Source organism: Dechloromonas denitrificans (assembly GCF_020510665.1).
Classification (GTDB): domain Bacteria; phylum Pseudomonadota; class Gammaproteobacteria; order Burkholderiales; family Rhodocyclaceae; genus Azonexus; species Azonexus denitrificans_B.
In genome coordinates this window covers 2,782,415-2,797,144 of sequence record NZ_CP075187.1, presented here as the reverse complement: position 1 = coordinate 2,797,144, position 14,730 = coordinate 2,782,415, and the positions used below count along the sequence as shown (strand labels likewise).

Below are 14,730 nucleotides of genomic sequence, written 5' to 3'. Positions count from 1 at the left end.
TTCAATGCAGATTATTTTGGTTTCGCGTCATTTGAAAGCAGCGCGAACGATCACCATTATGCCTCGTCATGTCGTTGCGGGGCTGGCTCTCTTTGTTTCGCTGGTGGTTCTGACCTCGCTGCTGTTTTCCTGGTTGTCCGTTCACTGGCGTCTGCCGGTGGTTGAAAGACTGATCCTTTCGCTGCAGCAGCAAGAAACGCAGAAGACGCAGGATTATCTGAGCAACAACCTGTTGCTCATGGCGACGCGTCTCGGTGAGTTGCAAGCCAAGGTGGTTCAGCTTGATACCCTGGGTGAGCGTCTGGCCGGCGTGGCCGGGATCAAGCTCGATGTGGTGCCACCGCGAAAACCGTCGGGTGCAGGCGGTCCCTACGTGCCTGCCCCGATGACAGCTGCCGAGTTGCAGCGGGAAATCGACCGACTGGCGGGAAATGTCGAGCATAGTGCCGACGATCTTTCTGTTCTGGAATCACGCTTGCTCGAAAAGCGCGTCAAGGAGCGCCTGTTGCCGACGACACTGCCGGTCAAGAATGCAGCTTATGGCTCGCCGTTTGGCCATCGCAGTGATCCGATTGCCGGCTTGCGTGCCATGCACGAAGGGATAGATTTCAATGCCGAAATCGGTACGCCGGTTGTCGTCGCTGCCGATGGCGTCGTTCTTTCGGCCGCCTACCATGCTGAATTCGGCAATCTGGTCGAGGTCGACCATGGCGAAGGGCTGGTTTCTCGTTATGCTCATCTTTCCCGGGTCGATGTGCCGGCCGGCAAGCTGGTCCGTCGCGGCGAGCAGCTGGGGGCGGTCGGCAATACGGGGCGCTCGACGGGCGCCCATCTGCACTTCGAGGTGCGCATGCTGGGGGTAGCCCAGAATCCGGCACTTTTCCTCAAGCAGGGGAGTGAGTTCGCACAACTCAAACGGCGTTGAGCGGCTTATTCTAAACCCTTGATTTAGGTCGTCATCGTCATGCCGGGGGAGCGTGCTAGAATCCGCGCTTTGCCGCACCCCGCGCAACCACATTTCATCGCGATGATATCCGGCCTACTCAAAAAGATTTTCGGCAGCCGCAACGATCGGCTCGTTAAACAATATTCCCAGACCGTCAAGCGTATCAACGCGCTTGAGCCTTCGCTCGAAGCACTGAGCGACGAGCAGCTGCGGGCGAAAACGGACGAGTTCCGTCAGCGCCACGCCAACGGTGAATCGCTCGACGACCTGTTGCCCGAGGCCTTTGCCGTGGTCCGCGAGGCCGGCAAGCGCGAATTGGGCATGCGTCACTTCGACGTCCAGATGATTGGTGGCATGGTGCTGCATTACGGCAAGATCGCCGAAATGCGCACCGGCGAAGGCAAGACGCTGGTCGGCACGCTGCCGGCCTACCTCAATGCCATTTCCGGCAAGGGCGTGCACGTCATTACGGTCAACGACTACCTGGCCAGCCGCGATGCGGAGTGGATGGGGCGTCTGCATCGTTTCCTCGGTCTGAGTGTCGGCGTCAACCTGTCGCAGATGGATCACGAGGCCAAGCAGGCCGCCTACGCGGCCGACATCACCTACGGCACGAACAACGAGTTCGGCTTCGATTACCTGCGTGACAACATGGTGTACACGCCGGGCGAACGCGTTCAGCGCCAGCTGAATTTCGCGATTGTCGACGAAGTGGACTCCATTCTGATCGACGAAGCGCGTACGCCGCTGATCATTTCCGGCCAGGCCGAAGATCACACCGACCTTTATCTGCGAATGAAGGATGTCGTGCCGAAATTGACCCGCGCTGCCGAAGAAAAGGCCGAGGGCGATTACTGGGTCGACGAAAAGGGCCATCAGGTCCATCTTTCCGAAGCCGGTTACGAGCATGCCGAGCAACTGCTGGCCGAGCATGGCCTGCTGGCTGAAGGCGCCAGCCTCTACGACGCGGCCAACATCACGCTGATGCATCACCTGAATGCAGCGTTGCGCGGCCTGACGCTGTTCCACAAGGATCAGCACTACGTTGTGCAAAATGGCGAAATCATCATCGTCGACGAGTTCACTGGTCGCCTGATGGCCGGTCGCCGCTGGTCCGATGGTCTGCACCAGGCGGTGGAAGCCAAGGAAGGCGTCCAGATTCAGTCGGAAAACCAGACGCTGGCCTCGATTACTTTCCAGAATTATTTCCGGATGTACAGCCGCCTGTCCGGCATGACCGGCACGGCCGATACCGAAGCCTACGAATTCCACCAGATCTACGGTCTGGAGACGGTTGTCATTCCGCCGCACCGTCCGATGGTGCGCAAGGATATGAACGATCTGGTCTATAAGACTGCCGACGAAAAGAACGCAGCAATCATTGCCGACATCAAGGATTGCGCCAAACGCGGCCAGCCGGTGCTGGTCGGCACGACCTCGATCGAAGCCTCCGAGTTGCTTTCCGGCCTGCTCGACAAGGAAGGCTTGGCGCACAACGTGCTCAACGCCAAGCAGCACGCCCGCGAAGCGGAAATCGTCATTGAAGCCGGTCGACCGGGTGTGATCACGATTGCCACCAACATGGCCGGTCGGGGTACCGACATTGTGCTGGGCGGCAGCATCGAAAAGGCAACTTCGGCAATCAAGCATGACGAATCGCTGCCCGAAGCCGAGCGCGAAGCCCGCATTGCAGCAATGCGCGCCGAATGGCAGAAGTCGCACGATCAGGTGCTGGCGTCCGGCGGTCTGCACATCATCGGTTCCGAACGCCACGAATCGCGCCGCATCGACAACCAGCTGCGCGGTCGCGCCGGTCGTCAGGGCGATGCCGGTTCTTCGCGCTTCTACCTGTCGCTCGACGATCCGCTTTTGCGCATTTTTGCTGGCGAGCGCCTGCGCGCCATCATGGACAAGCTGAAAATGCCGGAGGGCGAAGCGATCGAGCATCCGCTCGTTACCCGCTCGCTGGAATCGGCACAGCGCAAGGTCGAAGCCCGCAACTTCGATATCCGCAAGCAGCTGCTCGAATACGACGATGTCTCGAACGACCAGCGCAAGGTGATCTACCAGCAGCGTAACGAGCTGCTCGAAACCGAGGATATTGCCGAGACGATTACCGCCATGCGCCACAGCGTGATCGGCGATATTTTCCGTACCTATGTGCCGGCCGAGTCGGTTGAGGAACAGTGGGACATGGAAGGCCTGGAGCGTGCGCTGGCGGCCGAGTTGCTGATCGTCGCACCGGTCGCAGCATGGTTCAAGAGCGAGCCGACCCTGTCCGATGAAGAAATTCTGGCCCGCATCACCCTGGAAGCCGATCAGGCTTACCAGGCCAAGATCGATCTGGTCGGCAGCAACTCCTTCCAGCAGTTCGAGCGCAATGTGATGTTGCAGAGCCTCGATACGCACTGGCGCGAGCACCTGGCGGCCCTCGACCATCTTCGCCAGGGTATCCACCTGCGCGGCTATGCCCAGAAAAATCCGAAGCAGGAATACAAGCGCGAAGCTTTCGAGCTTTTCGAAGGCCTGCTCGACCTGATTCGCAAGGAAGTCACCCGCGTTCTCTTTACCGTGCAGATTCGCTCGCAGGAAGATGTCGAGGAAACGGCGCCGCATGCCGATGTCCAGAACGTCCAATACCAGCATGCCGGTTATGATGAAGCCTTGGAAGGTTCGACCGACGAGGCGGCGGTTCCCGCGCCATCGGATGCCGGCCCGAAGGTTGGCCGAAACGATCCTTGTCCTTGCGGTAGCGGTAAAAAATACAAACATTGCCACGGAAAACTGTCCTGACCCCCCAAGGCACCCACGCGGTGCCTTGATGCTTTTGGAGCCACGAGAATGCCAGTCAATTACAGCACGCCATCTGCCGATCAACTTTTTCCCGTACCGGGCATTCGTCTCGGCGTTGCCGAAGCCGAGATTCGCAAGAAAAATCGCCGCGACCTGACACTGGTTGCGTTGGATGCAGGGTGTTCTGTGGCGGGCGTGTTCACGCAAAACCGTTTTTGTGCTGCGCCGGTCCAGCTTTGTCGCAACCATCTGGCCGGCGGCAAGGAAATTCGCGCGCTGGTCATCAACACCGGCATTGCCAACGCCGGTACCGGCGAACCGGGGCGTCAGGCAGCGCAGGAAACCTGCGAAGCCGTAGGGGCCATTCTCGGTATCGCTGCCGACCAGGTGCTGCCATTTTCGACCGGCGTCATTCTCGAATTGCTGCCGGTCGAGCGCATCAAGGCCGGTTTGCCGGCCGCGCAGGCCGACCTGAAGGCGGACAACTGGTACAACGCTGCGCACGGCATCATGACGACCGACACCATCGCCAAGGCTGCCTCGCGTGTTGTCACGGTCAACGGTAAAAAAGTGACCATTTCCGGCGTCTCCAAGGGCGCCGGCATGATCAAGCCGAATATGGCGACGATGCTCGGTTTTGTCGCCACCGACGCCGGCATTGCCCAGCCGCTGCTCGACGAACTGGTCAAGGAAGCGGCCGATGCGTCGTTCAACTGCATCACCGTCGATGGCGATACCTCGACCAACGACTCCTTCGTGATGATCGCTTCCGGTCAGTCAGGTGCCAGTTTCAAATCGACCAGCGATGCCGGTTGGGCCGAGATCAAGGCGGCGCTGATCGCAGTTTCCGTCGAACTGGCCCAGGCCATCGTGCGCGATGGTGAAGGCGCCACCAAGTTCATTACCGTCGCCGTCGAAGGCGGCAAGGATGTCGAAGAGTGCCGCAAGGTCGGGTACGCCATCGGCCATTCGCCGCTGGTCAAGACGGCCTTCTTTGCCTCCGACCCGAATCTCGGCCGCATCCTGGCGGCCATCGGTTACGCCGGAATTGCCGATCTCGACGTCGATGGCGTCAAGGTCTGGCTCGATGACGTGCTGGTCGCCGAAAAGGGCGGACGTGCCGCAGCCTACAAGGAAGAGGACGGCGCACGTGTAATGGCCCAGGCGGAAATCACGGTGCGGGTTGATCTCGGTCGGGGCGCTGCGCAGGCCAAGGTTTATACCTGCGATTTCTCCTACGACTACGTCAAGATCAACGCCGACTACCGCAGCTGATCAACGCCCCATGGCCACCGACATCCGCCGTGATCTGGCCCGCAACACGCTGGCCATTCTCTGTATTCTGGGTTTGATCGGTCTGTCGCTGTGGGTGTTGCGGCCATTTCTCGCGGCCACGGTCTGGGCGACGATGATTGTTGTTGCAACCTGGCCGGTGTTCAAGTCGCTTGAGCAGCGCCTTGGCAATCGACGTCTGCCGGCGATTGTCCTGATGTCGCTCGGTATGCTGCTTCTGCTGATTTTGCCGTTGTGGCTGGCGATCGATACCATTTCTGGGCATTCAGCACAGTTGACCGCAGCAGGTCGGGCGCTGGCCGAAAATGGCTTGCCTTTACCGCCGGACTGGGTCGCTGGTTTGCCCTTGTTTGGTGAAAAGCTGGCAAGCGCCTGGCGTCAGCTGGCAGCGGCCGGCACCGCCGGTATCATGACGGAAGTCATGCCCTATGCTGCCGATACCGGCAAGTGGGTACTCGCTCAGGTGGGTGGCCTCGGCGGCATGCTGATCCAGTTCCTGCTGGTCGTGACCATCGCGGCAATTCTCTATGCCGGCGGTGAGAGTGCGGCCCGCATGGTGCTGCGTTTTGGTCGCCGGCTGGCCGGGGAGCGTGGCGAGAATTCGATCATTCTTGCCGGGCAGGCGATTCGCGGCGTGGCGCTGGGGGTTGGTGTCACGGCCATTGTCCAGACCGTGCTCGGTGGTCTCGGGCTGGCGATTGCCGGCGTGCCGTTCGCCTCCTTGCTCTCGGCCTTGATGCTGATGTTCTGTATCGCCCAGATTGGTCCGATGCTGGTCCTGCTACCCGCCGTCGGCTGGATGTACTGGACCGGTGATACTGGCTGGGCGACCGCCTTGCTGGTGTGGAGCCTGATTGTCGGCACGCTGGACAACTTCCTGCGTCCGATGCTGATCAAACGTGGTGCTGATTTGCCGCTGCTGCTGATCTTTGCCGGCGTGATCGGCGGCATGCTGAGCTTCGGCCTGATCGGCATTTTTGTCGGTCCGGTGGCGCTGGCGGTGACCTATACCTTGCTGCTCGCCTGGATCGAGGATGCGCTGGGCAAGGACGAAGTCGAGGGCTGAGCGCTTCAGGCCCGACGCAGCCGGATCATCCTGAACCAGCCGCCGGCCAGTGCTGCTTCGTCACTTTCAAGGCTGAATTCCGGCCTGGCATCGAGTAAGTTTTCAAAGACCACGTCAAGTCGGGTAGCGATGCGTCGCATCAGCGGGTTGGCTATCCGGCGCAGCAGGGCGCTTTGGCCGCGACGCAGGAATTTGTCGAAAATCAGTACGCTGCCACCCGGCCGAACGACACGGGCGATTTCCGCCAGGCAGTCGGCCGGTTCCGGCACAACGGCCAGGATCAGGTGCAGCACTGCCGCATCAAAACTGTGATCGGCGAAGGGCAGGCGCTGGGCGTCGCCCAGTGTTGCAGCGTAGTCGCGGTGAGCGCCACGTGGCAGGCTGCGGCGCAGCATTGCGTGATTCAGGTCCAGCCCGATGTATTGGTGAGCGGCTGGCAGGTGCGGCAGGTCCAGCCCGGTGCCGACCCCCGCCAGCAGAATTCGACCCGGCATCGGCGGCAGTGCGGCCAGGCTGCGTTGCCGGGCGCCCTGCGTGGCGCGGATCAATAGCGCGTCGTAGAACGGCGCGATCAGCGTGTAGCTGTGCTTCAGGCTCAATGCAGTACGCGCGGCGTGGCGAGTACGAATTCAGGAATCTCGGCCTCGAAATGGGTGCCGTCCTCGGCCACCATCTGGTAAGTCCCCTTCATCGTTCCCAGCGGCGTCGGCAAGGCCGTGCCGCTGGTGTATTCGAAACTTTCACCCGGCTTGAGCAGCGGCTGTTTGCCGATCACGCCCAGCCCACGGACCTCCTGCACCTCGTTGTTGGCGTCGGTAATGATCCAGTGGCGTGAAATCAGCTGTGCCGCAACTTCGCCGGCGTTGGTGATGGTGATGGTGTAGGTGAAAATGTAGCGCTCATTGTCCGGGTCGGACTGTTCCGGAATGAATTGCGGCACAGGATGAATCGTGATTCGGTACTTGTTGGCGTTGGGCATGGGATAATTTCGTCTGTTTTTGTTTAGGGAAGTACCATGTCTGCCAAAGATTTCGTAATCGCACCGAGCATTCTGTCCGCCAATTTCGCCAAACTGGGCGAGGAAGTGGCCAACGTCATCGCCTCGGGGGCGGACTGGATTCACTTTGACGTGATGGACAACCATTATGTTCCCAACCTGACCATCGGGCCGCTGGTTTGCGAGGCAATTCGCCCGTGTACCGCAGCACCGATCGACGTGCATCTGATGGTCAAGCCGGTCGACCGCATCATCCCCGATTTTGCCAAGGCCGGGGCCAATATCATCACTTTCCACCCGGAAGCCTCCGATCACGTTGATCGCAGCCTGTCGCTGATTCGCGATGCCGGTTGTCAGGGCGGTCTGGTTTTCAACCCGGCAACGCCGCTTGATTACATGGATTACGTGCTCGACAAGATCGACGTCATCCTGCTGATGAGTGTCAATCCCGGCTTCGGTGGCCAGAAATTCATTCCCGGCACGCTGGCCAAGGCGCGTCAGGCACGGGCCAAGCTCGACGCCTACGAGAAGGAAAGCGGTCGCCGCATTCGTCTGGAAATCGACGGTGGCGTGAATGTCGCGAATATCGCCGAGATCGCTCGCGCCGGAGTCGATGCCTTCGTCGCCGGTTCGGCCGTCTATGGTGCCGGCAAGGACAGCGACCCGCATCGCTACGACACGATCATCGGCGCGCTGCGCAGCGAACTGGGCAAGGTCTGATGTATTTCCAGTCGGTTACCTTCGATCTCGACGGCACGCTGCTCGATACCATTGCCGACCTGGCCGAAGGTTGCCGGCTGATGCTGGAGGAAATCGGTGCGCCGCCGCGTACGCCGGCTGAAGTGCACAGCTTCGTCGGCAAGGGCATGGCTGTTCTTGTCGAACGCTGCCTGACGCATGGCGGGCAGCCGCCGTCGGAAGCGCAGATGCTGACGGCCATAGATGCCTTCAAGCGGCACTATGCTGCGGTCAACGGTCGTTTGACCCGGATTTATCCCGGCGTCAGCGAAGGCCTTGAAGCCTGGAAGGCCAGTGGCCTGAAGCTGGGCGTCGTGACCAACAAACCGGCGATGTTTACCGACGCGCTGCTCGATCATGTCGGCCTGCGTCATTACTTCGAGGTCGTCGTTTCCGGCGATACGACGGCGCACAAGAAGCCGCACCCCGAACCCATCCTTTATGCCTGTCGAAAACTCGGCGTTGATCCTCGCTTCAATCTGCATATCGGTGACTCGAAACACGACCTTCATGCCGCTCGTGCGGCGGGGTGTTCGGCCTACGCCGTACCCTACGGCTACAACGAGGGTGAGCCGGTGGACAGCGCAGATTGCGATGCGCTAGTATCCGACCTGCTCGCCGCCTGCCGGCAAGCCCTTACTATCAAAGACCTCCATCACAAATGACGACTCTGCAATTCTGGAACGATTGGCATGGTTGGCGTCGCTGGCGCCCCTGATCTCCTTTCGCGCGCCGATCCGGCGCAATGCACCAGAACGCAGTACCCTGTCATTTCCGAGGCTTCCCCATGACTGAAACCGAATTCAATTCGCTTGCCGCGCAAGGCTACAACCGTATTCCTGTCACGCTGGAAACGTTTGCCGACCTTGATACGCCGCTTTCCATCTACCTCAAGCTGGCCAACGGCCCTTACACCTATCTGCTGGAATCGGTGCAGGGCGGCGAACGTTTCGGACGCTATTCGATCATCGGCCTGGCTTCGCCGACGCGCATCGTCGTGCATGGTCACCAGGTGCTGGTGCTGACCGGCAACCGCATTGCCGAGCGTGAGGACGATACCAATCCGCTCGAATTCATCGGCAAGTTCATGCAGCGTTTCCGCGCCGCACCGCAAGCCGGCCTGCCGCGTTTCTGCGGCGGTCTGGTCGGTTGCTTCGGCTACGATACCGTGCGTTATGTCGAAACGCGCCTGACCCGGACCCAAAAACCGGGCGATCTGGGAACGCCGGATATCGGCCTGCTGTTGTCGGAGGAAATCGCCGTCGTCGATAACCTGTCGGGCAAGCTGACCCTGGTTGTCTTTGCCGAGCCGGGCTTTCCCGGTGCTTACCAGAAAGCCCGCGCACGGCTGAAAGAGCTACTCGCCAAACTGCGTACGCCGGTCACCATCCCGAGCGAGCAGCCGGTGCAATCCGAAGCGGCAGTCTCTGTTTTTGGCGAGGCAGCGTTCAAGAAGGCCGTCCTCAAGGCCAAGGAATACATTACCGAAGGCGACGTGATGCAGGTCGTCCTGTCGCAGCGCATGACCAAGCCGTTCCACGCCAGTCCGCTGGCGCTGTACCGCACCCTGCGCAGCCTCAACCCGTCGCCCTACATGTTCTACTTCGATTTCGAGGATTTCCACGTCGTCGGCGCTTCGCCGGAGATTCTGGTCCGACTCGAAGGCGAGCGCGTTACCGTCCGGCCGATTGCCGGTACACGCAAACGCGGCGCCTCGCCGGAAGAAGATGCCGCACTGGCCACCGAGTTGCTGGCCGATGAGAAGGAGCGGGCCGAGCACACCCAGTTGCTCGATCTCGGGCGCAATGACTGCGGCCGTGTCGCGCGCATCGGCAGCGTCAAACTGACCGAGAACATGCTGGTTGAGCGTTACTCGCATGTGATGCACATCGTCTCCAATGTCGAAGGCCGTCTGCAACCGGGGCTGGATGCGCTCGACGTGCTCAAGGCAACCTTCCCGGCCGGTACGGTTTCCGGTGCGCCGAAAGTGCGGGCGATGGAAATCATCGATGAACTTGAACCGGTCAAGCGCGGTATTTATGCGGGTGCCGTCGGCTATCTTGGTTTTCATGGCGACATGGACTTGGCGATCGCCATTCGCACCGCCGTGGTCAAGGACAAGCAACTGCACGTCCAGGCTGGTGCCGGGATCGTCGCCGATTCCGACCCGAATTCCGAATGGCAGGAAACCCAGAACAAGGCGCGTGCCGTATTGCGCGCCGCCGAGCTGGCCGAGCAGGGGCTGGATACCCGGATCGACTGAGCGTTGCTCGGCAAGCCAGCAAAAAGCCGCCCCGATTCGGGCGGCTTTTTTATGTCGACCGTAGCGCCCGGCAAACCCTGTGGCCCAAGGAAAGTGACGGATTTCCGATGGCTTGCCTGGCCGGCTGTCGGAAATCCGACGCCTGTGCTGCAGGTGTGCTTTTAATCCTGTTTTAAATCAATGGTTTGTTCTTTGTTTTCTGTTGCGTTTGGGGTGGCACGTCTCCTGCGTAGTGATAGGCGTCGTCGCCGGCCTCCGGCCTCTTCATTTAACAGGAGACAATTCATGAAACGTATCGCTTTTGTTGCTGCTTTTGCTACCGCTTTCGGCGCGGCTGCCACCCTGCCGGCCCACGCCCAGGAATCCGCCACCCTGAAAAAAATCAAGGACACCGGCAGCATCACGCTGGGTCATCGTGAATCGTCGATTCCTTTTTCCTATTACGACGACAAGCAGCAAGTCATCGGCTACTCGCACGAACTGATGCTCAAGGTCGTTGATGGCGTCAAGGCTGAGTTGAAGCTGGCCAAGCTCGATACCAAGCTGATGCCGGTGACCTCGGCCAACCGCATCACGCTGATCCAGAATGGCACGGTCGACATCGAGTGCGGCTCGACAACCAACAATACCGAGCGCCAGAAGCAGGTTGCCTTCTCGACCAGCATTTTTGTCATCGGCACCAAGCTGATGGCCAAGAAGACCGCCGGGATCAACGATTTCGCCGATCTGGCCGGCAAGAACGTGGTGACCACCGCCGGCACGACGTCCGAGCGCCTGATCCGCAAGATGAATGAAGACAAGCAGATGAAGATGAACATCATCTCCGCCAAGGATCACGGCGAAGCCTTCCTGACGCTGGAAACCGGCCGTGCCGTTGCCTTCATGATGGATGACGCACTGCTTTACGGTGAAATGGCCAAGGCCAAGCGCCCGGCAGATTGGGTGGTGGTCGGTACCGCCCAGTCCAAGGAAGCCTACGGTTGCATGCTGCGCAAGGAAGATCCGGCCTTCAAGAAGGTGGTCGATGCTGCGCTGAGCAAGGCGATGACTTCCGGCGATGCCGACAAGATCTACAGCAAGTGGTTCATGAACCCGATTCCGCCGAAGGGCCTGAATCTTGAGATGCCGATGTCGGACGACATGAAGGCACTGTTCAAGGCGCCGAACGACAAGGCTTTCGAATAAGCCGGACGGCCTTGTGAACGGCCGGCACCGCGTGTGCGGGCCGGCCGTTCATTCCCCTGCAGAGATACCCCCTGGAGCATTGTCATGCTGAATCGTTTTCTTTCCCGCTGCCTGCTGGTTGCCGCAGCCTGTGTGGCTGCTGTTCCGGCCTTTGCCGCCAAGCCCAACGTCGTGATCCTTGCGACCGGTGGAACCATCGCCGGCGCCGGCGCGGATGCCGCCAAAAGCGCGACCTATCAGGCTGCCAAGGTGCCGGTCGACAAGTTGATTGCCGGTATTCCGACCCTGGCCGATGTGGCCGAGGTACGCGGCGAGCAGGTTTTTCAGATCGCCTCTGAAAGCTTTACCAACGAACATCTGGTCACCCTGGGCAAGCGTGTCGCCGCCCTGGTCAAGCAGGGCGATGTCGATGGCATCGTTGTGACCCATGGCACCGACACCCTGGAAGAGACAGCCTATTTCCTGAATCTGGTGGTGCGCACCGACAAGCCGATCGTCGTCGTCGGCTCGATGCGTCCGGGCACGGCGATGTCGGCCGACGGCCTGCTTAACCTGTTCAACGCCGTTGGTGTTGCCGCCAGCAAGGATGCGCGCAGCAAGGGCGTCATCGTCGCGATGAATGATGAGCTGAACAGCGGTCGCGATGTGTCCAAAATGATCAACATCCAGACCGGCGCATTCAAGAGCCCGTGGGGTCCGCTCGGCATGGTGGTCGAAGGCAAGAACTACTGGTTCCGCCTGCCGGCCAAGCGCCACACCGCCAACTCCGAGTTCGATATCGAAAAAATCGACGCCCTGGCGCCGGTCGAGATTGCCTATGGTTACGGCAATACCGGCGATACGGCCTATCGTGCTTTTGCCGACAAGGGGGCCAAGGCCATCATTCATGCCGGTACCGGCAATGGTTCGGTGAGCAACCGCGTTGTGCCAGCCTTGCGTGAATTGCGCGGCAAGGGCGTGCAGATCATCCGTTCTTCGCACGTCAATGCCGGCGGCTTTGTGTTGCGCAATGCCGAACAGCCGGATGACCAGTACGACTGGGTCGTGGCGCACGATCTCAATCCGCAGAAAGCACGCATCCTGGCGGCGGTGGCGCTGACCAAAACGAATGACAGCAAGGAACTGCAGCGCATTTTCTGGGAGTATTAAGCAGGTCACAAGGCGGTGCCGGGCTGACCCGGTACCGTCCAGAGCAATATGTCCGGCCTTGAGGCTGGCGATCAATGAGGGATTCAACGATGAATTACCAATGGAACTGGGGCGTTTTCCTGCAGCCAAGTGCGAGCGGTGATGACACCTATCTCGGCTGGATGCTGGCCGGCTTCAAAATGACCATCACGCTGTCGTTGACCGCGTGGGTCCTGGCCTTGCTGCTCGGTGCGCTGGTCGGGGTGCTGCGCACCGTGCCGAACAAGGTGCTGGCCGGTCTGGCGACTGCTTACGTCGAGCTTTTTCGCAATATTCCGCTGCTCGTCCAGCTGTTCATCTGGTATTTCGTGTTGCCCGAGTTGTTGCCGACCGCGATTGGCGATGCCTACAAGCAGTCGAATCCGGTCTTCCAGCAGTTCCTGGCAGCGATGGTCTGCCTCGGCTTGTTTACCAGCGCCCGCGTCGCCGAGCAGATTCGCTCCGGCATCAATTCGCTGCCCAAGGGGCAGAAGAATGCCGGCCTGGCGCTCGGCTTCACGTTGCCGCAAACCTATCGTTTCGTGATGCTGCCGATGGCTTTCCGCCTGGTCGTTCCGCCGCTGACTTCCGAGTTCCTCAATATTTTCAAGAATTCCGCCGTCTGCTCGACCATCGGTCTGCTTGAACTGGCTGCCCAGGGTCGCCAACTGGTCGATTACACGGCGCAGCCCTACGAATCCTTCATCGCGGTGACCATCGCCTATGTGCTGATCAACGTCACCGTGATGTTCCTGATGCGCAAGGTCGAGCACCGCATTGCCGTGCCCGGCTATATCGGAGGCAAATAACATGTACGAATTCGACTGGTCTTCGATTCCCGGCGCCTTGCCCTTCCTTTGGGACGGCATGAAAATTTCGCTGGAAATTACCGCGCTCGCCGTCGTCATCGGCATTGTCTGGGGCACCTTGCTGGCCATGATGCGTCTGTCGCCGATCAAGGCGGTTTCCTTGTTCGCCGCCGGTTACGTCAATCTGTTCCGCGCCGTGCCGCTGGTCATGGTGTTGCTCTGGTTCTTCCTGATCGTGCCCAAGGCGCTTGAGCAACTGTTCGGTTTGCCGAGCGGCACCGACATGCGCCTGACCTCGGCGATGATCGGCTTTGCGCTGTTCGAGGCGGCCTACTACTCCGAAATCATCCGGGCCGGCATCCAGAGCGTGCCGAAGGGCCAGATCGGCGCTTCCTACGCGCTCGGCATGACCTACAGCCAGGCGATGCGCCTGGTGATCCTGCCGCAGGCTTTCCGCAACATGGTGCCGCTGCTCCTGACGCAAGGGATCATCCTGTTCCAGGACACCTCGCTGGTTTATGTCTCGGCCCTGGCCGACTTCTTCGGCGCTGCCTACAAGGTGGGTGATCGCGACGGTCGACTGGTTGAAATGCTGCTTTTTGCCGGCCTCGTCTATTTCGTTATCTGCTTCTCTGCTTCGCAACTCGTGAAGCATCTCCAGAAAAAATATCATCCGGCCTGACGGCCCGCCTCAAGGAGTCATTCCATGATCAAGATTGCAAATGTCAGCAAGAATTACGGTACCTTCGATGTCCTCAAGGATTGCAGCACCACGGTCAACAAGGGCGAAGTGGTCGTTGTCTGCGGCCCGTCCGGCTCGGGCAAGTCGACGCTGATCAAGTGCGTCAACGGCCTCGAACCGTTTCAGTCCGGTGAAATCATCGTCAACGGCACCTCGGTCGGCGATCCGAAAACCAATCTCTCCAAGCTGCGCTCCCACGTCGGCATGGTCTTCCAGCATTTCGAACTCTTTCCGCACATGAGCATTACCGAGAATCTGGCGATTGCTCAGATCAAGGTGCTCAAGCGCAGCAAGGAAGAGGCGATGGACAAGGGCCTCAAACTGCTCGACCGCGTTGGCCTCAAGGCGCATGCCCACAAGTTCCCCGGCCAGTTGTCCGGTGGCCAGCAGCAGCGTGTGGCGATTGCCCGGGCGCTGGCGATGGACCCGATTTGCATGCTGTTCGATGAGCCGACCTCGGCGCTCGACCCGGAAATGATCAACGAAGTGCTCGACGTGATGACCGAGCTGGCGCAGGAAGGCATGACCATGATGTGCGTGACGCACGAAATGGGCTTCGCCAAGCGCGTCGCGCACCGCGTCATCTTCATGGATCACGGCCGTATCGTCGAAGACGACAGCAAGGATGCCTTCTTCGCCAACCCGCGCTCCGAACGCGCCCAGCAGTTCCTCGCCAAGATCCTGCAGCACTGATCATGGCCGCCGCGACCCGATTTGTTCCGGTCGCGGCA

The 14,730-nt window shown here is 60.1% G+C and carries 14 protein-coding genes; 12 read left to right on the top strand and 2 right to left on the bottom strand.

Annotated features, from left to right (window positions below; translation table 11 throughout):
* The first annotated feature begins 4 nt into the window (after positions 1–4).
* From KI614_RS13230 to ydiK, 4 genes are all read left to right on the top strand, one after another.
* Positions 5–925, top strand: a complete 921-nt coding sequence (locus KI614_RS13230; RefSeq protein WP_226406148.1) for a M23 family metallopeptidase — start codon at positions 5–7, stop codon at positions 923–925.
* Between the two features lie 102 nt (positions 926–1,027).
* Positions 1,028–3,739: a preprotein translocase subunit SecA gene (secA, locus tag KI614_RS13225; protein ID WP_226406147.1), complete on the top strand. Its 2,712-nt coding sequence runs from the start codon at positions 1,028–1,030 to the stop codon at positions 3,737–3,739.
* Between the two features lie 48 nt (positions 3,740–3,787).
* On the top strand, positions 3,788–5,014 hold the full coding sequence (gene argJ, locus KI614_RS13220; RefSeq protein WP_226406146.1) for a bifunctional glutamate N-acetyltransferase/amino-acid acetyltransferase ArgJ: 1,227 nt from the start codon (positions 3,788–3,790) through the stop codon (positions 5,012–5,014).
* A gap of 10 nt (positions 5,015–5,024) precedes the next feature.
* A complete protein-coding gene (gene ydiK / locus KI614_RS13215) occupies positions 5,025–6,098 on the top strand; it encodes an AI-2E family transporter YdiK (RefSeq protein WP_226406145.1) in 1,074 nt (357 codons plus the stop codon).
* A gap of 5 nt (positions 6,099–6,103) precedes the next feature.
* On the opposite strand, the gene KI614_RS13210 is transcribed toward ydiK, so the two are convergent.
* Together KI614_RS13210 and apaG are read right to left on the bottom strand one after the other, a co-directional pair.
* Complete coding sequence (locus KI614_RS13210) at positions 6,104–6,697, bottom strand: class I SAM-dependent methyltransferase (protein ID WP_226406144.1); 594 nt, start codon at positions 6,695–6,697, stop codon at positions 6,104–6,106.
* A complete protein-coding gene (gene apaG, locus KI614_RS13205) occupies positions 6,694–7,077 on the bottom strand; it encodes a Co2+/Mg2+ efflux protein ApaG (RefSeq protein ID WP_226406143.1) in 384 nt (127 codons plus the stop codon). The genes KI614_RS13210 and apaG overlap by 4 nt, the downstream gene beginning before the upstream one ends.
* A gap of 36 nt (positions 7,078–7,113) precedes the next feature.
* On the opposite strand from apaG, the gene rpe reads away from it, so the two are divergent.
* From rpe to KI614_RS13165, 8 genes are all read left to right on the top strand, one after another.
* The gene (gene rpe / locus KI614_RS13200) at positions 7,114–7,815 is read left to right on the top strand and encodes a ribulose-phosphate 3-epimerase (RefSeq protein WP_226406142.1); all 702 of its coding nucleotides are present in this window, start codon (positions 7,114–7,116) and stop codon (positions 7,813–7,815) included.
* Positions 7,815–8,498, top strand: a complete 684-nt coding sequence (locus KI614_RS13195) for a phosphoglycolate phosphatase (RefSeq protein WP_226406141.1) — start codon at positions 7,815–7,817, stop codon at positions 8,496–8,498. The genes rpe and KI614_RS13195 overlap by 1 nt, the downstream gene beginning before the upstream one ends.
* Positions 8,499–8,620: 122 nt before the next feature.
* Positions 8,621–10,096, top strand: a complete 1,476-nt coding sequence (trpE, locus tag KI614_RS13190) for an anthranilate synthase component I (RefSeq protein WP_226406140.1) — start codon at positions 8,621–8,623, stop codon at positions 10,094–10,096.
* Between the two features lie 285 nt (positions 10,097–10,381).
* Complete coding sequence (locus KI614_RS13185) at positions 10,382–11,281, top strand: glutamate/aspartate ABC transporter substrate-binding protein (RefSeq protein WP_226406139.1); 900 nt, start codon at positions 10,382–10,384, stop codon at positions 11,279–11,281.
* Between the two features lie 84 nt (positions 11,282–11,365).
* Positions 11,366–12,430, top strand: coding sequence for an asparaginase (locus KI614_RS13180; protein ID WP_226406138.1), 1,065 nt, complete (start codon positions 11,366–11,368; stop codon positions 12,428–12,430).
* Between the two features lie 89 nt (positions 12,431–12,519).
* A complete protein-coding gene (locus KI614_RS13175) occupies positions 12,520–13,257 on the top strand; it encodes an amino acid ABC transporter permease (protein WP_203467485.1) in 738 nt (245 codons plus the stop codon).
* A 1-nt stretch (position 13,258) separates the two neighbouring features.
* Positions 13,259–13,939: a glutamate/aspartate ABC transporter permease GltK gene (gene gltK / locus KI614_RS13170; RefSeq protein ID WP_226406137.1), complete on the top strand. Its 681-nt coding sequence runs from the start codon at positions 13,259–13,261 to the stop codon at positions 13,937–13,939.
* Between the two features lie 24 nt (positions 13,940–13,963).
* Positions 13,964–14,692, top strand: a complete 729-nt coding sequence (locus KI614_RS13165) for an amino acid ABC transporter ATP-binding protein (protein ID WP_226406136.1) — start codon at positions 13,964–13,966, stop codon at positions 14,690–14,692.
* Positions 14,693–14,730 lie beyond the last annotated feature (38 nt).